At 66.0% G+C, this 24,616-nt stretch carries 22 protein-coding genes and 2 tRNA genes; 20 read left to right on the forward strand and 4 right to left on the reverse strand.

Going from position 1 to position 24,616, the window contains the following annotated elements; genetic code table 11:
• Positions 1-186: 186 nt before the first annotated feature.
• The 5 genes from pxpB (at position 187) to C0R46_RS13035 (ending at position 4,856) form a co-directional block, all read left to right on the forward strand.
• Positions 187-918, forward strand: coding sequence for a 5-oxoprolinase subunit PxpB (gene pxpB / locus C0R46_RS13015; protein ID WP_102960085.1), 732 nt, complete (start codon positions 187-189; stop codon positions 916-918).
• Between the two features lie 42 nt (positions 919-960).
• Positions 961-1,743, forward strand: a complete 783-nt coding sequence (locus C0R46_RS13020) for a LamB/YcsF family protein (RefSeq protein ID WP_102960086.1) — start codon at positions 961-963, stop codon at positions 1,741-1,743.
• A gap of 147 nt (positions 1,744-1,890) precedes the next feature.
• On the forward strand, positions 1,891-2,862 hold the full coding sequence (locus tag C0R46_RS13025; protein ID WP_245413568.1) for a hydroxyacid dehydrogenase: 972 nt from the start codon (positions 1,891-1,893) through the stop codon (positions 2,860-2,862).
• Complete coding sequence (locus C0R46_RS13030; RefSeq protein WP_245413569.1) at positions 2,862-4,163, forward strand: Zn-dependent hydrolase; 1,302 nt, start codon at positions 2,862-2,864, stop codon at positions 4,161-4,163. The genes C0R46_RS13025 and C0R46_RS13030 overlap by 1 nt, the downstream gene beginning before the upstream one ends.
• A gap of 12 nt (positions 4,164-4,175) precedes the next feature.
• A complete protein-coding gene (locus C0R46_RS13035) occupies positions 4,176-4,856 on the forward strand; it encodes a GntR family transcriptional regulator (protein WP_102960087.1) in 681 nt (226 codons plus the stop codon).
• Positions 4,857-4,869: 13 nt separating this feature from the next.
• On the opposite strand, the gene C0R46_RS13040 is transcribed toward C0R46_RS13035, so the two are convergent.
• Complete coding sequence (locus tag C0R46_RS13040) at positions 4,870-5,784, reverse strand: GntR family transcriptional regulator (RefSeq protein WP_342586512.1); 915 nt, start codon at positions 5,782-5,784, stop codon at positions 4,870-4,872.
• A gap of 278 nt (positions 5,785-6,062) precedes the next feature.
• On the opposite strand from C0R46_RS13040, the gene C0R46_RS13045 reads away from it, so the two are divergent.
• From C0R46_RS13045 to C0R46_RS13075, 7 genes are all read left to right on the forward strand, one after another.
• Entirely contained in the window at positions 6,063-6,869 is an 807-nt protein-coding gene (locus C0R46_RS13045; RefSeq protein ID WP_102960089.1) for an ABC transporter substrate-binding protein, read from the forward strand.
• Between the two features lie 82 nt (positions 6,870-6,951).
• A complete protein-coding gene (locus C0R46_RS13050; protein WP_102960090.1) occupies positions 6,952-7,668 on the forward strand; it encodes an amino acid ABC transporter permease in 717 nt (238 codons plus the stop codon).
• Between the two features lie 35 nt (positions 7,669-7,703).
• The gene (locus tag C0R46_RS13055; protein WP_102960256.1) at positions 7,704-8,462 is read left to right on the forward strand and encodes an amino acid ABC transporter ATP-binding protein; all 759 of its coding nucleotides are present in this window, start codon (positions 7,704-7,706) and stop codon (positions 8,460-8,462) included.
• Between the two features lie 40 nt (positions 8,463-8,502).
• Positions 8,503-9,660: a M20 family metallopeptidase gene (locus C0R46_RS13060; RefSeq protein WP_102960257.1), complete on the forward strand. Its 1,158-nt coding sequence runs from the start codon at positions 8,503-8,505 to the stop codon at positions 9,658-9,660.
• A 3-nt stretch (positions 9,661-9,663) separates the two neighbouring features.
• Entirely contained in the window at positions 9,664-10,761 is a 1,098-nt protein-coding gene (locus tag C0R46_RS13065; protein ID WP_102960091.1) for a mandelate racemase/muconate lactonizing enzyme family protein, read from the forward strand.
• A 2-nt stretch (positions 10,762-10,763) separates the two neighbouring features.
• Positions 10,764-11,933, forward strand: coding sequence for a M24 family metallopeptidase (locus C0R46_RS13070; protein ID WP_102960092.1), 1,170 nt, complete (start codon positions 10,764-10,766; stop codon positions 11,931-11,933).
• Between the two features lie 36 nt (positions 11,934-11,969).
• Entirely contained in the window at positions 11,970-12,893 is a 924-nt protein-coding gene (locus C0R46_RS13075; RefSeq protein WP_102960093.1) for a dihydrodipicolinate synthase family protein, read from the forward strand.
• A 94-nt stretch (positions 12,894-12,987) separates the two neighbouring features.
• Here C0R46_RS13075 and C0R46_RS13080 read toward each other — a convergent pair whose 3' ends face one another.
• A complete protein-coding gene (locus tag C0R46_RS13080; protein WP_102960094.1) occupies positions 12,988-14,202 on the reverse strand; it encodes a pyridoxal phosphate-dependent aminotransferase in 1,215 nt (404 codons plus the stop codon).
• Between the two features lie 160 nt (positions 14,203-14,362).
• On the opposite strand from C0R46_RS13080, the gene C0R46_RS13085 reads away from it, so the two are divergent.
• The 3 genes from C0R46_RS13085 to C0R46_RS13095 are packed head-to-tail and all read left to right on the forward strand — an operon-like array spanning position 14,363 to position 17,060.
• Positions 14,363-15,541 (forward strand): glutamine amidotransferase-related protein, encoded by a 1,179-nt coding sequence (locus tag C0R46_RS13085; RefSeq protein WP_102960095.1) that lies wholly within the window; start codon positions 14,363-14,365, stop codon positions 15,539-15,541.
• Positions 15,531-16,310: an SDR family oxidoreductase gene (locus C0R46_RS13090; protein ID WP_102960096.1), complete on the forward strand. Its 780-nt coding sequence runs from the start codon at positions 15,531-15,533 to the stop codon at positions 16,308-16,310. Before C0R46_RS13085 ends, C0R46_RS13090 begins: the two co-directional genes overlap by 11 nt.
• 60 nt (positions 16,311-16,370) lie before the next feature.
• Positions 16,371-17,060, forward strand: a complete 690-nt coding sequence (locus C0R46_RS13095) for a fumarylacetoacetate hydrolase family protein (RefSeq protein ID WP_102960097.1) — start codon at positions 16,371-16,373, stop codon at positions 17,058-17,060.
• 295 nt (positions 17,061-17,355) lie between these two features.
• Here C0R46_RS13095 and C0R46_RS13100 read toward each other — a convergent pair whose 3' ends face one another.
• Both C0R46_RS13100 and C0R46_RS13105 read right to left on the reverse strand, forming a co-directional pair.
• Positions 17,356-20,355, reverse strand: coding sequence for a UbiA family prenyltransferase (locus C0R46_RS13100; protein ID WP_102960098.1), 3,000 nt, complete (start codon positions 20,353-20,355; stop codon positions 17,356-17,358).
• A 280-nt stretch (positions 20,356-20,635) separates the two neighbouring features.
• Positions 20,636-20,711: transfer RNA gene (locus tag C0R46_RS13105), tRNA-Phe, on the reverse strand.
• 230 nt (positions 20,712-20,941) lie between these two features.
• Between C0R46_RS13105 and C0R46_RS13110 the strand changes: the two genes are divergently transcribed.
• The 5 genes from C0R46_RS13110 (at position 20,942) to C0R46_RS13130 (ending at position 24,611) form a co-directional block, all read left to right on the forward strand.
• On the forward strand, positions 20,942-21,121 hold the full coding sequence (locus C0R46_RS13110) for a hypothetical protein (protein WP_102960099.1): 180 nt from the start codon (positions 20,942-20,944) through the stop codon (positions 21,119-21,121).
• Between the two features lie 175 nt (positions 21,122-21,296).
• Positions 21,297-21,371, forward strand: a tRNA-Thr gene (locus C0R46_RS13115).
• A 326-nt stretch (positions 21,372-21,697) separates the two neighbouring features.
• Entirely contained in the window at positions 21,698-21,898 is a 201-nt protein-coding gene (locus C0R46_RS13120; RefSeq protein ID WP_157944643.1) for a hypothetical protein, read from the forward strand.
• A 176-nt stretch (positions 21,899-22,074) separates the two neighbouring features.
• A complete protein-coding gene (gene pncB / locus C0R46_RS13125) occupies positions 22,075-23,379 on the forward strand; it encodes a nicotinate phosphoribosyltransferase (protein ID WP_102960101.1) in 1,305 nt (434 codons plus the stop codon).
• Positions 23,379-24,611 (forward strand): CaiB/BaiF CoA transferase family protein, encoded by a 1,233-nt coding sequence (locus C0R46_RS13130; protein WP_102960102.1) that lies wholly within the window; start codon positions 23,379-23,381, stop codon positions 24,609-24,611. Before pncB ends, C0R46_RS13130 begins: the two co-directional genes overlap by 1 nt.
• Positions 24,612-24,616 lie beyond the last annotated feature (5 nt).

A 24,616-nucleotide genomic window follows, 5' to 3' on the forward strand; every position in this document is an offset into this window, starting at 1 on the left:
GAGATGGCTAACGTTGTTTGGTACACCAACGAAATGCAAGAGGAACTTTTGTGCAATACCTGCCGATAATTTGCGCATTGCCATCCTCCGCTGCCGTGATATCGACTGACATCAGCAGCGTGCCGTCGCCATCTTCGCGGGCCGGAGCAGCTGACGCGTAAGACGGTCTGGAGAACGCCAGGGATCATGGAGGACATGCCGCGCTTCCTCGACGCCGGCGATTGTGGCCTGGTCGTCGAGTTCGGCACGACCATCGACGCCGCAATCAATGCCGATGTCATGGCTCTCGATGCCGCGATCGCTGCCGCGAACCTCGATGGCGTTCGGGAGACGATCCCGACCTACCGCTCGATTCTCGTCATCTTCGAGCCGCTGATCCTGCGGCGGTCAGTGCTGAAGCAGCACATCGCGGATCTCGTCCAGCGCGGTCTCGACGCCGATGCGCTGCCACGCCGCGGCTGGATCGTGCCCGTTCTCTATGGCGGCGCGGCCGGCGAGGATCTCGAGACCGTCGCCGCTCTCCACGAGATCACGACGGAAGAGGTCATCCGGCTTCATTCGGGCGCGCAGTATCGCGTTTACATGATCGGCTTCTCGCCCGGCTTCGCCTATCTCGGCGGCCTGCCGGAAGCGCTTCATACCAGCCGGCGCACGACGCCGCGGATGAAGACGCCGCCGCGCAGCATCTCGATCGGCGGTGGGCAGGCCGCCGTGTCGCCGCCGCTCGAACTGCCGAGCGGCTGGCATCTGCTCGGGCGCACGCCCGTGCGCAGCTACGATCCGGGCCGGGGGGAGCGGACTTTCCTGTTCGGCAGCGGCGACATCATCCGCTTCGAGCCGGTCGCCGAAGCCGAATACGATCGGCTCTGCCGCGCGGCGGAGGCGGGAGACCTCGTCACGCAGCCCTTTGATCTCTGAGCGGCTGCGCCGGCGCCTGAAAAATCGAGGAGGATCAATAGCATGACGACGATCGATCTCAACTGCGACATGGGCGAGAGTTTTGGCGTCTACGAACTCGGCGACGATGCCGCGATGCTCGACGTCATCACCTCCGCCAACATCGCCTGCGGCTTCCATGCGGGCGATCCGCTGGTGATGGCCAAGACGCTGGCCGACGCCAAGGCGAAGGGCGTTGCCGTCGGCGCGCATCCGAGCTTCCTCGACCTCTGGGGGTTCGGGCGCCGGCCGATCCTCGGCGAGAAGCCTGAGGATATCGAGAAGCACATGATCTACCAGATCGGTGCGCTGCAGGCGCTCGCCCAGGCTCAAGGCATGCGGCTGCAGCACGTCAAGACGCATGGCTCGCTCGGCAACATCGCCAATGAGGATGCGGATCTCGCCATGGCGGTCGCCCGCGCGATCAAGGCGGTGGACCCTGATCTCATCTTCATCGTCATGCCGGGGCTTGAATGCGAACGCGCCGGCGAGGCGCTCGGCCTGCCGCTCGCCCGCGAAGTCTATGCCGACCGCGCCTATGCGGCGAACGGCAATCTCGTCTCCCGCAAGGCGCCGGGCGCCGTCATCCACGATGTCGAGGAAGCAGCAGTGCGCACGCTGCGCATGGTGGAGGAGCAGGCGGTCGAGACCGTCGATGGCCAGCGGATGAAGGTTCGCATCGACACGATCTGCGTCCATGGCGATACGCCCGGCGCCGTGGCTATGGCACGCACCATCCGCCAGCGCCTTGCCGATGCCGGCATCGGCGTCGCCCCGTTCGGCACGGTATCACAGACCCGGACCTGACGCGCGGCCGGCATATGACGGCCGGGATGAGCCGGCTGGCACAGGCTGTTTGGTTGGTATACCAATCTGCGCATTCGGCACCTGGCCTCATCCGGATGTCGAGTTTGGAAGCTGCGCTTCTTCTTCGATGACAGGATAAACCGAGTAGTGAGCAACGAAGACGCGCCGATCTGCCTGATCGTCCAGCCGATCCATGATGACGGGCTGGAGCGCCTGCGCAGCGCCGGCATTCGGCCGATCCTGGCCAGCGCCAGCGACATGGCGACAGTGGCGTCCGAGATCGGCGAGGCCACCGCCGTCATCACGCGCAATGCTGGTCTCTCGGCGGCCGCCATCACCGCGGCGCCGCGTCTGCGCGTCATCGCAGTGCATGGCGTCGGTACGGACGCTGTGTCGATCGATGCAGCGTCAGGGCGGGGCATCCCCGTCGTCAACACACCCGGCGCCAACACACAGTCGGTCGCCGAGCACGCGATCGGCCTCATCTTTGCCCTGGCGAAAGCGCTGCCCGCAGGCGACCAGTCGGTGCGGCGAGGCGATCATGCCTTTCGCTACGAAGCGCATTTCACCGAACTTGCCGGCAAGACCTTCGGCATCGTTGGTCTCGGCGGGATCGGCCGGGCCACGGCGGCGCTGGCGCGGGCGCTTGGACTGCGCACGATCGGCTTTTCGGCCCGGCGCAGCGACGAGGACTTCGCGGCGGCCGGCGTCGAGCGCAGCCCGAGCCTCGACGCGCTTCTCGCCGCCAGCGATTTCGTCTCGCTGCACCTGTCGCTGACGCCCGAGACACGCGGTCTGATCGGCGCCCGCGAGCTCGGCTTGATGAAGCCGTCCGCCTTCCTCATCAATACCGCACGCGGCGGGCTCATCGACGAGGCGGCACTGTCCGAGGCCCTGACGGCCGGGCAGATCGCCGGGGCCGGTCTCGACGTCTTCGTGAGCGAACCTTTGTCGCCGCAGTCCCCGCTCGCCGCGCTCAAAAACGTCGTCCTCAGCCCACACAGCGCCGGCTCCACGGAGGAGGCGCTGCGGCGCATGGCCTGTGCGGCAGCCGATCAGGTGGTCGACGTTCTCGCGGGACGGCGACCGCTGCATCTCGTCAACGAGCGCTTCGCGTGATGAGCCGGGCACTTTCCCCTTCGGCGGGCGACGATATCCAGATCGACGGCGGGATGGCCACGCGCCTTCTCGACGAACTTGCTGCCCGAACGGCGGACGCGCCTGGCGTGACGCGGGCCGCCTATGGCGAGGGTGAACGGTTCGCGCATGCGCTCGTCCGCCGCGAGGGCGAGGCGCTCGGCCTTGCTGCTTCGACCGACGCTGCCGGCAATCTCTATCTGACGCTGCCGGGACGCAATCCCGCGCTGCCCGGCTGGATCGTCGGATCGCATCTGGATTCCGTCCCGCATGGCGGCAACTATGATGGCGCGGCCGGCGTCGTCGCCGGGCTCCTGGCGGTCGAAGCCCTGATCTCAGCCGGGCTGCATCCGCAACGCTCCGTCACGGTGATGGCGATCCGGGCGGAGGAGAGCAACTGGTTCCCGGTGTCCTATCTCGGCAGCCGTGCCGCCTTTGGCGTACTGCCGCCGGAGAGCCTCCACCTGAGGCGCTCGGACAGCGGGCAGACACTGGCGGATTTCATGTCTGAGGAGGGGTTCCGCCCCGAGGCTGTCGCTGCGGGCGAACGCCATCTCGACCCCGCGCGCATCCACGCCTTCGTCGAGGTGCATATCGAGCAGGGGCCGGTGCTCGAAGCGGCGAAGCTGCCGGTCGGCCTGGTGACGGCGATCGCCGGCAGCTTCCGCTATCGCCAGGCGCGTTGCCTCGGCGCCTGGGGCCATTCCGGCGCGGTGCCGCGCGCCCACCGCCGCGATACCGTCTTCGCGCTCGCCGAACTCGTGACTGCCCTCGACCGCTTGTGGGGGGAGACGCTGGCCGGCGGCGAGGAGGCGACGGTCACGCTCGGCGAGGTCGGCACCGATCGGACGCTGCACGGCTTCAGCACCATTCCGGGCGCGGTCGCTTTCTCGCTCGACGTGCGCAGTTCCTCGCCCGCCTGCGTCGAAAGGCTGCACCAGTCGCTCCTCGCCATCGTTGCGGAGATCGAGACGCGCCGCGGCGTGCGGTTCGAGCTCGGCACCCGCACTCAGAGCCAGCCCGCCATTCTATCGCCGGTGCTGCGCCAGAGCTTTGCCGCGACAGCCAGGGCTGCATCGATCCCGACAATCGAGATGATGAGCGGCGCCGGCCACGACACGGCGACCTTCGCCAATCAAGGCGTTCCGGCCGCACTTCTGTTCGTGCGCAACCAGAATGGCAGCCACAATCCCGATGAAGCGATGCGCATCGAGGATCTGCTGGTGGCGGCCGAACTCGTCGCTCGCCGGATCGCCGCCGATGATGAAGAGCCCATGCCTTGATCGGAAGCGCATGTGACGAAGCCTGACAGTCTCCTCGACGATGGCGAGCCGCGGCGGCTCGCCCGCAGCGTCCACCGGCGCCTGGAGGACATGATCTTCTCCGGCCAGCTGAAGAGCGGCGAGGTGCTGACGGAGCGGCGGCTGGCCGATGTGCTGGAGGTCTCCCGTACGCCGCTGCGCGATGCGCTGCTGATGCTGGAGAGCGATGGCCTGCTGCGGCGGCGCGGCCCCCGCTATCTGGAAGTCCGGGAGATGACCGTCCCGGAATATATGCAGATCCTCAACATCCGCCGCCTCCTGGAGCCGGAGGCAGCGCGGCTGGCGATCGGCCGCATCGACGCGACTGTTCTAGGCTCGCTGCGAGAGGAGCTGTCCGCCCGGCTCTCGGTCACGGATGAGGACTCATCCGACCGGCAGTCCGAGGATTCGCTCCGGATCGACGCGCTCGTCCACGAGTCCATCGCCGATGCTGCCGGCAATCCGCTGATGGCGCAGATGATCCACGACCTGCGCAAGCGCACGCGCATCTTCAATCTCGGCCGCATGCCGCAACGTGCCGATGCGGTTCATCGCGAGCATCTGGAGATCGTGGTGGCGCTCGAGATGGGCGATCCTCACGCGGCGTCCGAGGCAATGCTCCGGCATATCGATGCCGTGAAGGCCTCGATCATCCGTCATATCGCGCTGGTGTGAGCGCGGTCAGAGGCTAACCACCGGCAGGCGGCGGCTCGGCGGCTTTCGTGGCGGCCTTCTTGGGCTTGCCGTTGCGCAATGACGGGGCGAGGGACAGCGCGTTGGCGAGGTGCTCCTCCATCAGAGTCGCCGCCTTTTCGACCTCTCCCGCCGTTACGGCGTCGAGGATCGCCAGATGCTCACGGCACCAGTCCTTGACCCGGCGCCGGTTGGCATAGCCGCCGAACTCCAGGAGCCGGCGCATACGGTTCTGCTGCTGCACCGCCTGGAGGTGGAAGGGATTGCCGCTGAACTCGGCGAGCATCTCGTGGAACTGGGCGTCGGTATCGAAGAGCTGACGGCGATCCACTGAATCGATGTCGGAATGCGAGATCAGATAGAGATGCTGTAGGCGGACCCGCTCCATCGCGCTTCGATCGATCTGGAAGGTCGGCAGCTTCATGGCTGCCGGCTCGATCATCTGCCGGAATTCATAGCTTTGACGCAGTCCCATGCCGGTATCGAGGGTCGGCATGAAGGTGAAGCCGCGGCCGGCATTGCGCTGCAGGAGGCCGTCGTCGACGAGGCGCGACAAAGTCCGCTGCAGCACGGCGCGATCGACGTCGTAGCGCCGGACGATCTCGCTCTGAAGGAAGGATGCGGGGAGGCGCCCGGCCAGCCGGTCCTGGACGATCTGGGTGTAGAGATCCTGATCGGAGGTCGACGGAATTTCGACGTCGATATGATGCAGCTCCTCCGGGCGGGCGCGCAGGAAGAATCCCTGGTTGCGCCGTCCCTCGAGGATTCCGCGTTCCGCCAGCAGCTGCAGCGCGGAGCGGATCGGCGTGCGTGACACCTGCATCAAGTCGCCGAGCGCCTGCTCGCGCAGGTGATGGCCGGGCTCGAATCGCGCGTCGCGCACCAGATCAAGTATTTGATTGGCCAGCATGTAACGGCGCTGCGTCGGTGTTCGGATCATCGCAGCAAGAACCCCCTGTATCCTTGTCTCTGTCCGATACAACAGGAATGCGAGCGCCGTCAGCGTCTCCGAAGCTGTCCGGCCCCCGTGATCCGACCCCAGAGATGATGATGCCCACAGTTTTCGCGGATTGTCATCACGTCTGCCTGCAATTTGCGCAGATGCTCGCTTAGCCGCTTATTGACACAGTCATTTAGCTGTATTGTACTGATGTAGCAGTTAAGATCAATTTTCCGATGGAGAGTGGCATGCTTGGACGATCGATTTGCGCTATCGCCTTGGCGGGGCTGATTCAGACCGCGTCTGCGGCCGAGCTGCCAAAGAGCGGACTCGTCGAGGATGGCGCGCTGACCTACGGCGTGGCCGCGACCTTCGCGCCCTTCGAGTTCCAGAAGGACGGACAGCTGACCGGCTTCGACATCGACTTCATCGGTGCCATCGCCAAGAAGCTGAATGCCGAGCCCAAGGCCATGAACATGGAATTCAAGGGCCTGATCCCGGCGCTGCAGGGCGGCCGGCTCGATGTCATCAACTCCGCCATGTACATGAACCCACAGCGGGCCGAGCAGGTCGATTTCGTGCCGTATATGAAGATCGGCAACCGGGTCGTGGTGCAGAAAGGCAATCCGGCGAAGATCACCGGCCGCGACGACACGCTGTGCGGCAAGACCGTCGCAGTGACGCTCGGCGGCATCCAGGAAAGCCAGGCCCGTGCCGACGACGAGCGCTGCAAGACCGCCGGAAAGGACGGCGTCAAGGTGATGACGCTGCCGACGGCGCAGGATTCCACGCTGACGCTCCGCCAGGGTCGCGCCGACGCGATCTACGATTCAACGCCGGGTGTCGCCAAGCTCCTGAACGAGCTGCCGGATGAGTTCGAGACGGTCGGCGAGGAGTTCGAGTCGAGCACCTCGATCGGCATCGCCACCCGCAAGGGTGACGCCGCGCTCCAGGAGGCCTTGAACGCCGCCATCAAGGATGTTGTCGCCGACGGCACCTATGCCGAGCTCCTGAAGAAGTGGAACCTGCCGGAGTCCGTTTCGATCTTCAAATGATCGATCCAGCCGGCGAGGCGCGGGCGAAAATCCCGTGCCTCGCTGATCCAGGCGCCCGCCGCCGCTCCAGGCTGAGGCCTTCATGTCGCTACAGCTCGTTCTCGACTACCTCCTGTCGCCGGTCTTCTTTCACGGCGCGCTGATGACGCTGCTGATCACGGTGACGTCGCTGGTCTTCGGCATCCTGGCCGGCCTCGTCATTGCACTGCTGCAGGAGGCGCGGTTCACGCCAGCCCGGGTGGTGGCGCTCGCCTATCTCTGGCTGTTCCGTGGCACGCCGGTCCTCTTCCAGATCATCTTCATCTACAACGTGCTGCCGAGCTTCGGCATCCGCCTGTCGGCCTTCCTGTCGGCGGTGATCGCCCTCTCGCTCAACGAGGGCGCCTATATGGCCGAGATCCTGCGCTCGGGCCTCAATGCCGTAAAGACGGGGCAACGCACCGCTGGCCTCGCGCTCGGACTGACCCGCGCGGGCGTCATGCGCCACATCGTCTTGCCGCAGGCGGTGCGCATCATCCTGCCGCCGGTCGGCAACCAGATGATCGGCATGCTGAAGACCAGCGCGCTCGTCTCCGTCGTGGCGGTGGAGGAGCTGCTCCTCGTCGCCAACCAGACGGCGAGCGCCAACTTCCGCTACTTCGAGGCGCTGACAGCGGCCGGCCTCTACTACCTCATCCTGACGACGATCTTCATGGGCGCGCAGGCCTGGCTCGAGCGCTCGCTCGACCACAAGCGCCGCCGCACCCGCAAGGCGCGTCCGCTCCTCGAACGTCTCGCGCCCGCGGCAGACGCCCGATGAGCCTTTCCATGAACTCCGCCCAACCGGAGACGCCGATGACAGCTGAACCGTTTCCGGCCGCCGCCCCGCTCCTGAACGTTGTCGACGTCAGCAAGAGGTTCGGGGCGCTGCAGGTCCTGAAGAACTGCTCGCTCACCGTCCAGGCAAAGGAGACGGTGGTGCTGATCGGCCCGTCCGGCTCGGGCAAGTCGACGCTGCTGCGCTGTATCAACCTCCTGTCGCCGGCCGATACGGGTGGCATCTTCTTTCGCGGCGAGGACATCACCCACGAGATGAAGGATGCGCCGCGGATCCGCCGCGAGATCGGCATGGTGTTCCAGAACTTCGAGCTGTTCCAGCACCTGACGGCGGCCGAGAACATCATGCTGGCGCCGATGAAGGTGCTCGGCATGTCGCGCGCCGATGCACATGACGTGGCGGTCGAGCTTCTCGGCAAGGTGCATATCCCGGACAAGGCGGATGCCTATCCGGACGAACTCTCCGGCGGCCAGCAGCAGCGCGTGGCGATTGCCCGGGCGCTGGCGATGAAACCGGCGGTGATGCTCTATGACGAGCCGACCTCGGCGCTCGATCCCGAGATGATCCGTGAGGTGCTGGACGTCATGGCCGAACTCTCGGCGGAGGGGATGACCAGCATCGTCGTCACTCACGAGATGGGTTTTGCCCGGCGCGCTGCCGACCGGATCGTCTTCATGGAGTCCGGCGAGATCGTCGAGACCGCGAAGGCCGACGACTTCTTCGGCGGCACGGTCAATGCCCGGGCGCGGCGCTTCCTCGACCAGATCCTCCACTGAGCGACGCCGATCTTCCGTCCTTCCGCAGATGAGCCAGACCATGACCTCCATGCCTGATGCCGCGCGCATGAAGCGCGAGCTCGCCGACCTCATCGCCATCCGCAGCGAAAATCCGCCCGGGCGCGAGACGGAGGCGGCGCACTACGTCGCTGCGCGGCTGCGCGAGATGGGGCTGGAGGTCGCGCTCGACGAATACAAGCCGGGCCGCGTCAATGTCGAAGCGCGGCTCGTGAACGGGGCAGGGCCGGTCTTTGCCTTCAATACCCATATGGACACGGTGCCGGCCGGCGAGGGCTGGTCCAGCGATCCGTTCGCGCTGACGGCGCGGGACGGCAAGCTGTTCGGCCGCGGCGCCTGCGACTGCAAGGGTCCACTCGCCTCCATGCTGGAAGCGGTGCGCATGCTCACCGCAGACCGTTCGGCCTGGTCCGGCACGCTGCTCGCCATCTTCGTCGCCGACGAGGAGATCGCCAGCGAAGGCGCCAAGCATTATGCCGCCAAGCGCCCGGCGATCGACTTCGCGGTCGTCGGCGAGCCGACCTCCAACACAATCTACAGCGCCCATAAGGGCAGCCTGCGGCCGCTGGTGCGCGTTCTCGGCGTGCCCGCTCATTCCGGGACGCCGCATCTCGGCGAGAACGCCGTGCTGCGGGCCGGTCAGCTCCTCGCCATGGTCGCCGAGGAGCACGAGACGTCAGTGCGCTTGCGCAGCCATCCGCTGGTCGGGGAGGCGAGCCTGACCGTCACGCGCATCCATGGCGGCCACGCCGACAACGTGCTGCCCGGCGCCTGCGAGATGCTGCTCGACCGCCGCATGGTGCCGGGCGAGAGCGAGGAGGCCGTCAAGGCGGAGATCGCCGATCTCCTCGGGCGCGCCCATGCTCGCTTCGGCCTGCGCGCCGAGATCCTCGACTGGAAGCCGACCACCGGCGGCGCCACCGAAACGGCCGCCGATCGGCCGATCGTGCAGAAGAGCCTTGCCGCGGCCCGTGCGCATGGTGTCGCGGAGCCCGGGCCCTTCGGCTTCCAGGGCGGCTGCGACCTCGTCCATTTCCGCTCGACCGGCGCCGAAGGCGTCGTCATCGGACCGGGGTCACTGTCGGTCGCGCACAAGTCGGACGAGTTCGTGCCCGAGGACGAGTTCGTGACATCGAGCCTCATCTATCGCGACACTGCCATCGCGATGATGAAGGCCTGAACCATGCGCCTGTCGCTGCACCGGGCCCTCCTCACCTACGGAGGCGGGCTGACCCTTCACACCGCATCGTCGGGCAAGGTGGCCGGGCTCGATGCGCTGTATCTGCGCCTCGTCGACGGGGACGGCGTCGAGGCGGTCGGCGAGGTGCGCATCAACATCGCCTATCTCAACGGCCTTGCAGCCGAGACGGTGCTGGCGGAGGCCGTCGCCCTGTTGCCGCGGCTCGATCTATCCGGCGATCCGGTTGCGCTTCTGGCCGAGCCGCCGGCGCTGCTCCAGACGGCCAGCGCACCGGTCCGGATGCTCCTCGACATGGCGCTGCACGACCTTGCGGCGAAGCGCGCCGGCCTGCCGCTGGCAGAGTTCCTCGGGCTCGCCGCCGGGGCACCGGTCGAGCACCCGACCAATCAGACGCTGTTCATCACCGACGACACGACCTTCTTGGCGCAGGCAAGCGCCTATGTGGAGCGCGGCTTCCGCGACCTGAAGGTGCGCATCGGCGCCGGCGACTTCGAGGCGGATGTCACCCGGATCAAGCTTCTGCGCGAGCGCTTTGGCGCCTCGCTCAAGCTGGCGGCGGATGCGAACGGCGCCTGGGACGCCGAGACGGCGCGGGGGCATCTCGACAGGCTCGCAAGCTTCGATCTCGCTTATGTCGAGCAGCCGGTCGCCCCGGCGCCGCTCGCCGATCTCGCGCGCTTCGCCGAGACGAGCCCGGTGCCGATCATGCTGGACGAGAGCGTCACGGGCGAAGCGGAGGTTGCCGCGATCGCGAATGGCGGTCACCGCCTGATGGCGCATCTGAAGCTCGTCAAGCTCGGCGGCCTCGGACCGGCCCTTCGCGCCGCCCGCAGCCTAAGGGCCGCCGGCGTGCCCTTCATGATCGGGCAGATGAACGAGGGCGGTCTTGCGACGGCCGCGGCGCTGCATCTCTGCGCGGCGTTGAGGCCGCGCTTCGCCGAGCTCTACGGCGCCGACGGCATCGAGAACGATCCTGCCGAGGGTCTCGATTATCGCAATGGCACGGTGGCTGCGCCGCAAGCGCCCGGCCTCGGCCTCACCTTCAGGCCTGAACGGACGGCCTCAATCTGGGAGAATTGAGAATGGACATCGGAACCGTCGTTCAGGGGTCGGAATCGGCCTTCCCGAAGGCCGAATACGACCGGCGCGTCGCTGAGGCGCGTGAGGGCTTGGCCGCAGCCGGCCTCGACGTCATGGTCGTCACCGGCCCGGAGAACATCTTCTACCTCACGGGGCAGCAGACGCCCGGCTACTACACCTTCCAGGCGCTCGTACTGCCGGCGGAAGGCGATCCGATCTTCGTGATCCGCCAGCTCGAATATTTCAACTTCATCGCCAACACCTTCATCTCCGACGCGGCGATCTATCAGGACAGCGAGGACCCGGTGTCCTTCCTGACCAAGGTCATCCGCGACCGCGGGCTGGTGGGCAAGCGCGTCGCCATCGACAAGCGCGGCTGGTTCCTGCCGATCGCGACCTACGAGGCGCTGCAGGAGGCGCTTGGCGCCATTGGCGACGCTGCCGGCATCGTCGAGCGGTTGAGGGCGGTGAAGTCGCCGGCCGAGATCGAGAAGCTGCGCATCGCCGCGGCCTATGTCGATGCCGGCATGCGCGCGGGCATTGCGGCCGTGAAGGTCGGCGCCACCGAAAATGATCTCGTCGCGGCGATGATGGGCGCGGCCATCGGCGCCGGCTCGGAATATATGGGCATGGAGCCGCTCGTCTCCTCGGGCCCCCGCTGCGGCGTGCCGCATGGCACCTGGAAGCGTCGGCGCATCGAGGCCGGCGATCCGGCCTTCCTGGAGATGGCCGCGTGCCACGACCGCTACCACGCCGCGCTGATGCGCTCGGCCTGGCTCGGCACCCCGCCGACCGAAGCCGTGGAGATGATGAAGGTCTGCCAGGAGGCGCTCGCCGTCTCGCTCGACACCATCAAGCCGGGCGTTACCTGCGAAGTGCCGCATCTGGCCGCGCAGGCGGTGATCGACAAGGCCGGCTATACCGACGCTTTCCGCAAGCGCCTCGGCTACAGCGTCGGCATCTCCTTCGCGCCGGACTGGGGCGAGGGCGCCATTCTCGGCCTCAACAAGGGTATCACGACGCAGCTTCAGCCGGGCATGGCGTTCCACCTGCCGCCCGCCCTGCGCATCTATGGCCGTTTCACGGTCGGCGTCAGCGAAACGATCGTCGTCACCGAGACCGGTCACGACGTGCTCGGCACCATCGGCCGCGACCTCATCCAGGTTGGCTGAGCCACCGATCCAGACAATGACAAAAGGAGCCTTCCCATGAAGGACATCGAGGAATCGCACGCCCGGCTGAAGGGCATCTTCAACATCACGGTCACGCCCTTCACCGCGGACGGCGCCATCGACAAGGCGGGCATCGCCCGCTCGGTCGAGCGCGTCATCGGCCTTGGCTATGACGGCCTCCTGATTGGCGGCACCTACGGCGAGTTTCCGGTGATGGACGCGGCCGAGCGCGCCGACCTCTTCCGGCACGTCATGGATGTCGTTGCCGACCGCGTGCCCGTGATGCTCTGCTCGGCGGATTCCGATCCGCGCGTGGTGCGGGACCTGACCGTGCTCGCCGGCGATCTCGGCGGCCTGCCGATGGTGACCGCCCCCTACGTGTCGGAGATCACCGACGAGCAGATCGTCGCCTTCTTCAAGGACATGGCGCCGCTGTCGAAGACGGGCATCCTCGTTTACAACGCGCCCGGCATTGGCATCACCCTGTCGCCGGATGTCTTGGAGCGCCTTGCCGATACGCCCGGTGCCGTCGGCATCAAGCAGGGCGACCTGTCGGTCGCTGCGATCGACCGGATCGCCAACCGGCTCGGCGGGCGCCTGCGCCTCTTCTGCGCCTCGGACCTCGCCTTCCTCGGACCGATGATGGCGGGCTTCGACGGCATTTCGTCAACCAACAGCTGCGCCCTGCCGGAGCTGATCCTCGACACCTACCGGGCGCTCGAGCGGGGCGACGCGGCGACGGCGCGCGACCTGCACAAGCTCTGGTACGACTTCCGGGCGCTCGCCCGGCGGCATGGTCAGCCGCAGACGACCAAGGCGGCCATGAACCTGCGCGGCTTCGATGGCGGCTCGGTGCGGCTGCCGCTGCGCGACGTCCCGGCCGAGGCCAAGGCGGAGATCGCCGCGGTGCTGAAGACGTTGGCGGGGCTGCCCGAGGCGAAGCTGAAGCTCGCAGCCTGACGGCAGGCATTCGGACATAAACACAGAGCGGACCGTCCGCCCTGCATGAGCCTCAAAGAAAAGGCGGCCCACAGCCGCCTTTTTCGTCTGCCCCTTACGCCGCCTTGCGGCGCTCCAGCTTGGCACAGGAGGCGCTGATACGGCGGCAGGCATCGCGCAGCATCTCAGTGTCCACGGCATAGGCGATGCGCAGATAGCCGGGCATACCGAAGGCAGAGCCGTGGACGAGGCCGACATGGGCGTCTTCGAGAAGGAAACTCGCGACATCCAGATCGTTCGCCAGGCTCTGCCCGCCCGGCGTGATGCGCCCGATCAGTCCGCGACAGTCGGCAAAGACGTAGAAGGCGCCGTCCGGCTGCGCGGCTTCCAGGCCCTCCGTCGCCTCGATCGCCGCCATGACGATGGCACAGCGCTCGCGCAGCGTCTCCAGCCAGACCGTCATGAATCCGGTGCCGCCTTCCAGCGCTGCGATCGCCGCTGCCTGGCTGATCGTCGAGGGATTCGACGTGCTCTGCGACTGCAGGATCTCCATGGCACTGACGAGCCAGGCCGGACCGCCGGCATAGCCGATCCGCCAGCCGGTCATGGAGTAGCCCTTCGACACGCCATTGACGGTCAGCGTCCGCGCGAGGAGAGCCGGAGCCGTCGCAGCCGGCGTTGCGAAGGGGCCGGCGAAGCGGACATGCTCGTAGATGTCGTCCGCCATCACCAGAATGTCCGGATGGCGTTCCAGGACGTCGGTCAGAGCCTTCATCTCGGCGGGCGAATAGACCGAACCGGTTGGGTTGTTGGGCGAATTCAGCACCACCCAGCGCGTCTTCGGCGTGATTGCGGCTGCCAGATCCTGCGGCTGCAGCACCCAGCGATCGGCCGCCCGCGTCGAAACGATCACCGGCACGCCGCCGGCAAGGCGGATCATGTCGGGATAGGACACCCAGTAGGGCGCGGGCACGATGACCTCGTCGCCGGCATCGAGCGTTGCGAGGAAGGCGTTGAAGATCAGCTGTTTGGCCCCGGCACCGGCGATGATCTGCGACGGCTCGTAGGCAAGGCCGTTCTCGGTCCGGAACTTGGTGGCGATGGCGGCCTTCAGCTGCGCCGTGCCGGAGACAGCGGTGTATTTCGTGTCGCCGGCGCGAATGGCGGCGATGCCGGCCTCGGCGATCGCGCCGGGCGTTGCAAAATCCAGTTCGCCCTCGCCAAGATTGGTGACGGCATGACCGGCGGCCCTCAGCGCCCGCACCTTGTTGGAGATTTCAGCCGTTGGCGATGCACCGACGGCGCTCATGCGGGATGCGAGGCGGGTCATGGAAAAGTCCTCTGGAACTGCGCTGCCGTTATTGTATCGATTGGATCAATATGATCAATCTATGCATCGCCGACGTGCCGGCCCTTGCTGGCTGTCCCGTGCGGCTCCGGCACCGGATGTTGTATTGAAGTCGCAGGAATGAGCGAGGCACAGTAGCGCGATGACCCTCACCCTCGTCGTCGATCCGGCCGATCAGCCAGCCCTCTTCGGCGTTGCGGCCGCTCTCCATGCGCGTCGCGTCGGTGCGCGCTTCATGCACGGTGCGCCGCTCTTTGATCTCGCGCGCGACGCGGATGCGGCTCAGTATGTCTTTCGCGACGGCGGTCTTGGCGCGAGCGGCCTCTATTTCGTCGAGGCCATTCTCGGCGAGCCGCCGGCGGCGCCGAGCAGCGATGCCGAACTCATCCGGGCTGCAGCCAATGGCGAGGTCGTGGTTCCCGTGCATGAAGGCTTCGGCCAGAGCGCCGACGGTCTAGTGGATGCGGCATCCGCTGCCGGTGTCGAGTGTCAGGTCGTCGCCATCGACGCCGAGAGCGAGGCGGCCGTGCCTCGCTCAGGTCAGGCACTGGCATCGGCACCGGATGATGCGCCCGTCCCGATCCTCTTCATCGGACGCGAGCGCGATCATCGCGCCGTCTATCCCGCGGCACTGGCTTCACTGGAGGCCGCTGCCGCGTCCGCCGGAATGGCGCTCGACATCCGCTTCGTCGACCCGACGACGATCGCCGCCGGCGCCTCGATCTTCGCGGGGATCGCTGGCATCCTCCTGCCGGGCGGTTCGGACATGGCGAATGTTCCGGGGCAGACCCTTGCCGCGCGCCATGCGATCGAGGCGCAGCTTCCCGTACTCGGCCTCTGCCTCGGCATGCAGACGATGACGACGGCGTTTGCGCAACGGCTACTCGGCTCCGAGGCGGTCAATCTGGCGGAGGCCGATCCGCAAGCGCCCACCAAGAGCTTCGTCGCGATGGCCGACATCACGGACGGCGACACGCTGCCGGCGCACCGTACCGGCGAGCAGCCGATCCGGATCGCTCCGGGCACGAGGCTTGCCGCCGCGCTCGGGTGCGACGAACTGCCGATCCGCTGCAATCATCGCTATTGTGTCTCACCGACGCTGCGGCCGGCTCTCGCGAATGGCGGCCTCGTTATCTCCGCCTCCAGCTTCGGCGACCGGATCGTCGATGCGGTGGAGTGGCCTGAGCACCCCTTCTTCATGGGCCTGCAGGGGCATCCCGAGCTTGGCGTGCCCGGCGGACCGCAATCGCTTGTCTTCGGCGCCTTTCTGCAGGCGGCGAAGGCATATTCCGAATCGAAGGACAGGACGCATGGATCTTGAACTGAACGGCCGCACCGCGCTGGTGCTCGGATCGAGCCAAGGGCTCGGCCATGCCGTGGCGACGGTGCTGGCGGCGGAAGGCGCCGAGGTGATCCTCACCGGCCGCTCCGCCGAAAAGCTGACCAAGGCCGCCGCTGACCTCGGCGCAACAGCGCGACCGGCGCGGTCGGAAGTGCTCGATCTCGCCGATCCGGCTTCGGTCGCCGACCTGATCGCCCGCATCTCCAAGGAGCAGATCGACATCCTCGTGCTGAACGGCGGCGGACCGCCTCCCGGCCCGGTGGCGAGCGTTGGCTCCGACGTGTGGAACAAGCAGTTTGCCGCCATGGTGACCGGGCCGCTCGCCATCGCATCCGCCGTTCTGCCCGGCATGCGGCAGCGCGGCTTCGGACGGATCGTCGCGATCGTCTCCTCCGGGGTGCAGCAGCCGATCCCCAATCTCGGCATTTCGAACACGCTGCGCTCCTCCATCATCGGCTGGGCGAAGACGCTGGCCGGCGAAGTGGCGGGCGAGGGCGTGACCGTGAATGCCGTGGTGCCGGGGCGCATCCACACCAGTCGTGTCGACGAGCTCGACGCGGCGGCGGCGCAGCGCGCCGGCAAGACGCCGGAGGCGGTCGCGGAAGCCTCGCGCGCGACGATCCCGATGGGGCGTTACGGGGATCCCCGCGAGTTCGCCGATGCGGTGGCGTTCTTGGCCAGCGCCCGCGCCTCCTATATCACCGGCACGACGTTGCGCGTCGACGGCGGCATGATCCGCGGCATTTGAGTCATCCGAGGCAGCGGGAGCCGCGCATGGCTTCCGCCCCCATCCAGCCGAAAGCATCCCATGACCGACTATGTCGTTGCCCCGCCGCCGATCGCCGCTGTTCCCGTCGAAGGCGGCGGCCTCTTCCCCGTGCGGCGTATCTTCTGCGTCGGGCGCAACTATGCCGCCCATGCCCGCGAGATGGGCGCCGATCCCGATCGCGAGCCGCCCTTCTTCTTCGCCAAGCCGGCCGATGCGATTCTGACTGGCGGGCGCGACTTGCCGTATCCGCCGCAGACGGAATCGCTCCACTTCGAGGTGGAACTCGTCGCGGCCATCGGAGCCGGCGGTGCGGGCATCGCCGTCGAGAATGCCCTGGATCATGTCTGGGGCTATGCCGCCGGCATCGACATGACCCGGCGCGACCTGCAGGACGTCGCTAAGCAGATGCGGCGGCCGTGGGACCTGTCCAAGGGCTTCGACCACTCCGCGCCGATCGGCACGCTCGTACCCGCGAGCCGGATCGGCCATCCGAGCTCCGGCGCCATCGAGCTCAGCGTCGACGGCACGATGCGCCAGTCCTCCGATCTGACCCACATGATCTGGAGCGTCGCCGAGACGATCGCCCATCTCTCCGCCTCAGTCCGGCTGGAGCCGGGCGATCTGATCTTCACCGGCACGCCGGAAGGGGTCGGCGCGGTGTCGCGCGGCCAGCAGATGGAAGGGCGCATCGACGGCGTCGGGACGGTGACCGCGAGGATGCTGGCTTAAACGGGGCTCGTCGCGGCGTCGGGCGTCAGCTTGCAGTCGGCCCGTCGGTTGACATGACTTCGTCCGTGGACGGGGTCCGGAACCGGAAGGGACAGACTATATAGCGGCCCCGTACGGCTACACCTTGAGAACGCCAGACCCGCTGGCGCCCCGGTCTTCGTCAGCTCTCCAAGTCCGGCAGCATAGCCCCTGATCGCAGAACAGGGCGGTTGGTCCTTCAGGTCCGATTGACGGATCAGGCGATCGGACTCCGGCAAACGGCCGAGCATCGATCGCGACAGGTGGGTGGGCAACGTCAGAGCGCCCCGTTCATCCGGAAAACAGGTCTCTCCGGAAGATAGGACTCATTGATTACTCCAAGGATGTATCTGACGAACGCCAAGATGCTTGTCCCGAATATGATTGAGAACAGCAGCAGTACCAGAAGATCGACCCTGTCATGGGCGGCGGCTGCGACCAGAAGCGTCAGCGGCAAGAGCACCGAGTAATACGGCGTGATCTTCTGAACCGATCCGTCGTAACCGGGTGCAACTGTGAGCCCGCCGCTCGCGATGATCAACGTGAAGTACGCGATTGCGCCCGTGACGACGATGATGCTCCCGATGTAAGTGGCCATCATCGCGAAGGCCAACACTTCGAGCGGCAGCAACATTCTTTCGGAGACAAAGAGAGCTCGTGCACGCCCGACATGGCGCACATAGGTGCTGACCTTAGCCCGCGCGTCGTTCGACTCGTCCGTCATCTGGTGAAGGATGATCGACCTCAAACCGAAGCTGAGCGACCAGACCAGCACAAAGAGCGCCCATCCGATATCGACGGGCAACTGCTCTGATTGATAGACGGCCACCACGGATAGAAGGGCAGGGAAGACGTGAGCCCCTGATGCATCGGCGAGCACGCCGAGATAGGTGCGCTCCTTTAATCGGAACGGCCGGAACGAGTAGAGGGAGAACGCGACCCAGGATCCTAGATAGAGGCCAGTCGCCAAGGAACTCGGACTGAGCCAGATACAGAGCGCGCCTCCAGCCGCGATGCACAAGAACATGATGGCGATCACGGCAGACCTGGGCAGCTTGTCTGTTATGTTCCGTTTCCCGCTGATCTTGTCCTGCGCAGCATCCGTCAGGTCATTGATGATCGACACGTAGATGGCGCAGACCACGATAGCCGCGACGAGGATGGCAATTTCGGCGAGCGACGACGCAATCGGCAGTCCGGCCTGCAAGGCGGTCGCAAAGGCTACTGCCATGACAAGCTGGATCTTGCTCGGCCACCAATCGCGAGCTCTCACCAGGTCCTTGACGGAGGAGCGAGAGGCCCGCCCTTCTGCGCGACCGTGCCTGAGGTAGTGAACGAGCGGGTTGACTCCTGCGGCGGCTATGTCCGGATAGGTCTTGAGGTACCACTGGGTGGAGAAGTTCGGATTGGGATCCTTGCCCTCGCGCCAGCCGAAGTGAGCATAATGAGCCGCTGCCGATAGCGAGCCGGATGCCTCGGGATAGCGGGCCAGGTACCATCCGGCATCGACGCCCTCGTTTCCTGTAAGCACCCCATCCGGGTTCCAGCGGGCCTCCGGCTCGACCGGAAGGCGGCCTTCTGCGCGGCCATGCCTCAGATAATGAACGAGGGGGTTGGCGCCGGCGGCCTCAATGTCTGGATAGGCCGTGAGGTACCATTCCGTAGAGAAATTTGGATTCGGGTCCTTGCCCTGACGCCAGCCCAACTGGGCATAGTGAGCCGCCGGCGACGCGTAGCCGACAACGTCGGGATAGCGGCTAAGATACCAAGCTGCATCGACCCCATCCGGTCCGGTGAGGACGCCATCCGGGTTCCAGCGTGCCTCCGGCTCCACCGGCGCGCGACCTTCTGCGCGGCCGTGCCTCAGATAGTGAACCAGAGGGTTGATCTTGGCATCGGCTACGTCCGGATACTCCGTGAGATACCACTGCGTGGAGAAGTTCGGATTGGGATCCTTGCGTTCGCGCCAACCGTAGCGAGCGTAGTGAGCTGCCGCTGACGCATATCCCGCGGCGTCAGGATATTGCGCCAAGTACCAATCCGCATCGACTCCGTCCGGCCCGCTCAGGACGCTGTCGAGGGTCTGCAGGCCTTCCGAACCGACCTGCGCTTCCCCGCCCTCATGGCCTTGAGATCGCTGGAGGTAACGGGCCAGGGCCTCAAGACAGAAGGCTGTGGTGAGTTCGCGCGACCCCCAGAATTCGTTTGGCCCTGAGTAGAACAAGTCCTCCTTCCAGGCGCCGTCGTCCTGCTGGAGAGCCAGCACAGCATTTATGAAGTCGTCGAGAAGAGGTCCCTCATACTCGAGCGTGAGGAGTATCGATGCGGCCATCGCAGCGGAGCGGGCGGATCCATACAGCGTCTGCGATTGAGCGTGCGCCTCTATGCGCGACAGCATCTCGCCTTTGACTTCGCGGAGCGAAGGCGCCGAGTGAAGATGCGCTCTGGCCGTGAGGTACAGCAGCGTAACGTCGTCTCGATAATACAGGCTAAAGCCCGTATCGCTGCCTGCTTTGATGCAGCTTATGAGATAATCGATCGCCTGCCGCGTGAAGTCCGACTCTCCCAGGAACAAGATGACGTTCGCGTTCACGGCAGGGTCTACATCATCGACTGGGACGGGATCATACTCCGTCACCAGCAGTCTTGAATCTGGCGCCGATGCCGGCTGGGCTGCGAGTTGGCGAAAGAACCGCGCCTGTATCTCATTCAGGCTCCGGAGCAACACGGCGCGGCAGCCCGTCCGGGACGCCTTCTGCGGCACAAGCCACGTCAGGAAACGTCCCTGCTCATCTCGTAAAGACCTGAAGGCCCACTCATTGCTGACGGTGAAGCCGCCCTGCCGGAGGGCGAAGCTGGCGCATGCCGTGTCATCCAGATCTGGCGGAACTCTGACATGCTTGTAGTTGCTGGTGGAATAATATCGCCAGACGTCGCCGAATGATTTCTCATGCCGGAGAAACGTTAGCGCCTGTTCCTTTAGGTCTCTGACTTCAATATCCGGAAGATACTGCAGAGCATAAAGAACGAATGTCGTGGTGAATGGCGAACTGTCGGTGATGCCATCCGACATGTCCTGTTTCGTTGCGATGAGGGTGTTGAATTCGCCGCTACCAAGCTGCGATCTGCGAAGAAATCGCAGAGCATCGTTTATCGATTTTTGCAGCGTGTAAAAAGAAGCATCGCCCGCGTCAAAGTTGCAGGGCTGGTGATGGTCAGATGGTCCCCGGTAAACCGGAACGCTCGATTCACTCGTCGCGTTTCTGTAAGCCGACATTAGCTTTCCGCTCACTGGGCCGATCTAAGTAGCTATGCAAGATCATCCTGTCGATAGTCGCATGGCGGACAGCTGCTGCTCATTCAGGGTTAGCAGCCGAAGGTCGTGCTTCAGTTTGGCTGGACGTCTTGCGGAGGCTCGCGCTACTGGTTTCTCGTCCGTTTCGATCGTCCAGCGCCACACCCTCGCCGGAGCGATCAAGGCTCCACGGTCAACAGAACCGCGCCATCAGCGCTTCAGCGCAGAGACCAGCAGATGGATGAGCGGCTGAGACAGGGGATGGTGCCCAGGGGCGGAATCGAACCACCGACACTGCGATTTTCAGTCGCATGCTCTACCAACTGAGCTACCTGGGCGCCGGGAGCAGGGCTGAGGCACAAGGCCGGCTCGCTCGGGACGGCGCCTTATATGAAACGCCATCCGGCCTGTCCAGCACCTCGCCCGCTCCCATGCCGAAAAAGTCATGGAGGTGGTCGTGCGAATAGGACCGGTAGCCGGCTCGCATGGTTTTCCGCGGCATTGCGGGCCGGCACCTGAACGCATCCGCCTGATCCGCCGTTAGCTTCGGTGGATTGGAGAACCTGCCATGGATCAGCACGGCCGTGACCGCACCGTCAAATGGGTCATCATCCTCGCTGCGATCGTCGTCATCGTGCTGCTGTATGGCGCGTGGAGCGATTGGTTCGGCCTGACCGCCAACGAGCGGGCGACCGACCCAGGGCCGGACCGGCCGGAGGCATCGTCATCCGCCCCATCGGAGCCTTGAGCGTCCAGGCCGTCGCACCCTCTCACAGCACTATCTATCAGCTCCCTGCCACCGGTTTGGGCATTTCGACCTTGAACTGGACGACGGCTCTCGGGCCCGAAGCTGGCGCGAGGGTGACTGAAGAGCGCCGACGCCAGTTGACGAAGCGCCGCAAATCAGGGAAACAGCCCCCGTCGCTGCGGTAGCTCAGTGGTAGAGCACTCCCTTGGTAAGGGAGAGGTCGAGAGTTCAATCCTCTCTCGCAGCACCAGCCATCCCCTAATCGGTCCTTTGGTCACCATCGCGACGCCGGTCGATCCGTGTGGCAGGTCAGCGTTGGCTCTGCGGCTCCCTCAACGATCGGGCGCGCGGCGCATCGTCTTGCCGCCCCGCGGAGAGCAAGCGCGGCCGAAGTTCCTCCTGAGCGCTCCTTGGACGGCGCACGCGGTTCCAGCATGCGCCGGCTCGTCCCACTGTTATCGCGACGCGCACATGCGACGGCGGCCGCAACCGGCTGTGCCGAATCTGCTTTGCGGCGGTGCGATAATCGGCTAGCGGTTCAAGGTGGGGGACAATGGTCGTGACGAGGGGTTCACCGTGACCAAAAAATTGGACGGCGCGATCGACAGCATCGGCGAGCGCGTCACGAACATCTGCGAATTCCTGCACGATCTCGAACCCGGCAAGCCGATCGACGAGAAGGCTCTGCATGAAGCCATGCACGACTGCTCGAACGTCTCGCAGTCGATGATGAGCCTGAAGCGCGTCGTCAATCGTCTGGAAGAGAATAAGAGCTAGGGCCTCAGCATCAGGTTCGTCACTGGCGGCGTGACGGCCTGCCCGCCCATGTGGGGTGTGCGGCCCTTCGACCGCGCCCCCATTGCCCGCCCGCGGCGTCCACCGCCTCCGGCGGCCCGTATCGGTGACTATCAAGCTATCGAGCGACTGGGCGATCAGAAGGAGGAGCCACGGGGATGGTGACCACCGACATCGCCACGCGGGTCTGGAACCACACGTTCAAGCTCGACCCGATCATCCGCAGCCTGCTCGACACGGACTTCTACAAGCTGTTGATGCTGCAGATGATCCACGGGATCCATCCCGAGGTCGCGGCGACGTTCCAGCTGATCAACCGCACGACCAGGATCAGGCTCGCCGAAACCATCGACGAAGGCGAGCTGCGCGCCCAGCTCGACCATGCCCGCACGCTGCGCTTCTCCAAGCGCGAGATGATCTGGCTCGCCGGCAACAGCTTCTACGGCACCGCGCGTATCTTCCGGCCGGAATTCCTGGACTGGCTGAGCGGCTTCGCGCTGCCGGACTACGAGCTCTCGCATGTCGACGGGCAGTTCGAGCTGCGCTTCGAAGGCCCGTGGACGCATACGACGATGTGGGAGATCCCCGCGCTTGCGATTGTCAACGAGCTGCGTTCGCGGGCCGCGCTGAAATCGGCAGGACGCTTCGAACTCGACGTTCTCTATGCCAGAGCCAAGGCGCGGATCTGGGAGAAGGTCGAGCGGCTGCGTCGGCTCCCCGACCTGAGGATCTCCGACTTCGGCACGCGGCGGCGGCACTCCTTCCTCTGGCAGCGCTGGTGCGTGGAGGCGCTGAAGGAAGGGCTGGGTGACGCCTTCATCGGCTCCAGCAATGTGCTGCTGGCGATGGACACCGATCTCGAGGCGATCGGCACCAACGCCCATGAGCTGCCGATGGTGATGGCGGCGCTCGCGACCAGCGACGAGGCGCTGGCCGAGGCGCCCTATCGCGTGCTCGACGAATGGGAGCGCTACTATGGCGGTAACCTCCTGGTCGTTCTGCCCGATACCTTCGGCACCACCGGCTTCCTCGCCGGCGCGCCGGACCGGTTCGCACAGTGGACCGGCGTGCGGCCGGATTCGGCGCCGCCGATCGAAGGCGGCGAGGAGATCATCGCCTGGTGGCGGCGCCACGGCGTCGATCCACGCGACAAGCTGCTGGTCTTCTCCGATGCGCTCGACGTCGATTCGATCGAGGCGGCGTACCGGCATTTCGACGGGCGGGTGCGGATGAGCTTCGGCTGGGGCACCAATCTTACCAACGATTTCCGCGGCCTGTCGCCGGAGCACGACGCGGCGCTCGATCCGGTCTCGCTTGTGTGCAAGGTGGTGGAGGTGGACGGCCGGCCGGCGGTGAAGCTGTCGGACAACCCCGCCAAGGCGATTGGCCGTCCTGAGGACATCGCCCGCTATCGCCGCATCTTCGGCGAGGCGCGCTTTCCCGCGCGCGAGCAGAGCGTCTGATGGCGGGAGAGCCGACCGCGGGCGCCGGCAACGACAGCGCCACTGTCCTGACGGACCCCGGCCGCGAGCCGCCGCTGCGTGGCCTGCGCGTCCTGGAGCTGGCGCGCATCCTCGCCGGTCCTTGGATCGGGCAGACTCTCGCCGATCTTGGCGCCGACGTCATCAAGGTCGAGAGCCCGTCCGGCGATGATACGCGCCAATGGGGACCGCCCTTCATCGAGCGACTCGACCCGGCCGGCGGTGCGCCGGACCGCTCCGCCGCCTATTTCCACGCCTGCAATCGCGGCAAGCGCTCGGTGGTCGCCGACTTTTCGACACCGGAGGGGCGGGCGCGCATCCGCGATCTCGCACGGCATGCCGATGTCGTCATCGAGAACTTCAAGGTCGGCGGTCTGAAGCGCTACGGCCTCGACCATGCGAGCCTCAGCCTCGACAATCCGCGGCTGATCACCTGCTCGGTCACCGGCTTCGGGCAGGACGGGCCGTATGCCGCGCGGGCCGGCTACGACTTCATGATCCAGGGCATGGGCGGCATCATGGATCTGACCGGCGACCCCGCCGGCGAGCCGCAGAAGATCGGAGTGGCCTTCGCAGACATCTTCACTGGCCTTTACGGCGTCGTCGCCATCGAGGCCGCTTTGGCGCGGCGGGAGCGCACCGGGCGCGGCGAGCATATCGACATGGCGCTTTTCGACTGCATGGCCGGCGTCCTTGCCAACCAGGCACTGAACTACTTTGCCAGCGGCGTTGCGCCGACGCGTCTCGGCAACGCCCATCCGAATATCGTGCCCTATCAGACCTTCGCCGTCTCAGACGGCCACCTCATCATAGCCTGTGGCAATGACGGCCAGTTTGGCCGGCTGGCGGCGATCCTCGGGGCGCCGGAGCTTGGCACTGACCCCGATTTCGCCCGCAATGAGGGGCGTGTTGCCCATCGTGACAGGCTGGTGCCGATCCTTGCCGACCTCATCGCCGGCTGGCGGCGCGATGATCTCCTGGGAAAACTCGAGGCCGCCGGGGTCCCAGCGGGGCCGATCAACACCGTCGCCGACGTCTTTGCCGACCCGCAGATCGTGCATCGTGGGCTGCAGATCGCGCCCGGCGGCGTGCCGGGTCTGCGCACGCCGTTGACCTTCGGGGAGGCTGGTCTGTCGCTCGATCGTCCGGCTCCGCGGCTCGGCGAGCACCAGGACGCCGACTGGCTGGCGGTCGGGCCAGCACCGCGGCCCTGACGCTG

The sequence above is a fragment of the Mangrovicella endophytica genome, from assembly GCF_002893625.1.
GTDB lineage: Bacteria > Pseudomonadota > Alphaproteobacteria > Rhizobiales > Rhizobiaceae > Mangrovicella > Mangrovicella endophytica.

Bases quoted from the DNA above. Each gene is read 5' to 3' on its own strand.
- pncB (WP_102960101.1), top strand. From the start codon at position 22,075: ATGGTGACCACCGACATCGCCACGCGGGTCTGGAACCACACGTTCAAG.
- C0R46_RS13060 (WP_102960257.1), top strand. From the start codon at position 8,503: ATGACCTCCATGCCTGATGCCGCGCGCATGAAGCGCGAGCTCGCCGAC.
- C0R46_RS13020 (WP_102960086.1), top strand. From the start codon at position 961: ATGACGACGATCGATCTCAACTGCGACATGGGCGAGAGTTTTGGCGTC.
- C0R46_RS13050 (WP_102960090.1), top strand. From the start codon at position 6,952: ATGTCGCTACAGCTCGTTCTCGACTACCTCCTGTCGCCGGTCTTCTTT.
- C0R46_RS13070 (WP_102960092.1), top strand. From the start codon at position 10,764: ATGGACATCGGAACCGTCGTTCAGGGGTCGGAATCGGCCTTCCCGAAG.
- C0R46_RS13040 (WP_342586512.1), bottom strand. From the start codon at position 5,784: ATGCTGGCCAATCAAATACTTGATCTGGTGCGCGACGCGCGATTCGAG.
- C0R46_RS13085 (WP_102960095.1), top strand. From the start codon at position 14,363: ATGACCCTCACCCTCGTCGTCGATCCGGCCGATCAGCCAGCCCTCTTC.
- C0R46_RS13030 (WP_245413569.1), top strand. From the start codon at position 2,862: ATGAGCCGGGCACTTTCCCCTTCGGCGGGCGACGATATCCAGATCGAC.
- C0R46_RS13090 (WP_102960096.1), top strand. From the start codon at position 15,531: ATGGATCTTGAACTGAACGGCCGCACCGCGCTGGTGCTCGGATCGAGC.
- pxpB (WP_102960085.1), top strand. From the start codon at position 187: ATGGAGGACATGCCGCGCTTCCTCGACGCCGGCGATTGTGGCCTGGTC.
- C0R46_RS13045 (WP_102960089.1), top strand. From the start codon at position 6,063: ATGCTTGGACGATCGATTTGCGCTATCGCCTTGGCGGGGCTGATTCAG.
- C0R46_RS13110 (WP_102960099.1), top strand. From the start codon at position 20,942: ATGGATCAGCACGGCCGTGACCGCACCGTCAAATGGGTCATCATCCTC.
- C0R46_RS13065 (WP_102960091.1), top strand. From the start codon at position 9,664: ATGCGCCTGTCGCTGCACCGGGCCCTCCTCACCTACGGAGGCGGGCTG.
- C0R46_RS13080 (WP_102960094.1), bottom strand. From the start codon at position 14,202: ATGACCCGCCTCGCATCCCGCATGAGCGCCGTCGGTGCATCGCCAACG.
- C0R46_RS13130 (WP_102960102.1), top strand. From the start codon at position 23,379: ATGGCGGGAGAGCCGACCGCGGGCGCCGGCAACGACAGCGCCACTGTC.
- C0R46_RS13100 (WP_102960098.1), bottom strand. From the start codon at position 20,355: ATGTCGGCTTACAGAAACGCGACGAGTGAATCGAGCGTTCCGGTTTAC.
- C0R46_RS13055 (WP_102960256.1), top strand. From the start codon at position 7,704: ATGACAGCTGAACCGTTTCCGGCCGCCGCCCCGCTCCTGAACGTTGTC.
- C0R46_RS13075 (WP_102960093.1), top strand. From the start codon at position 11,970: ATGAAGGACATCGAGGAATCGCACGCCCGGCTGAAGGGCATCTTCAAC.
- C0R46_RS13095 (WP_102960097.1), top strand. From the start codon at position 16,371: ATGACCGACTATGTCGTTGCCCCGCCGCCGATCGCCGCTGTTCCCGTC.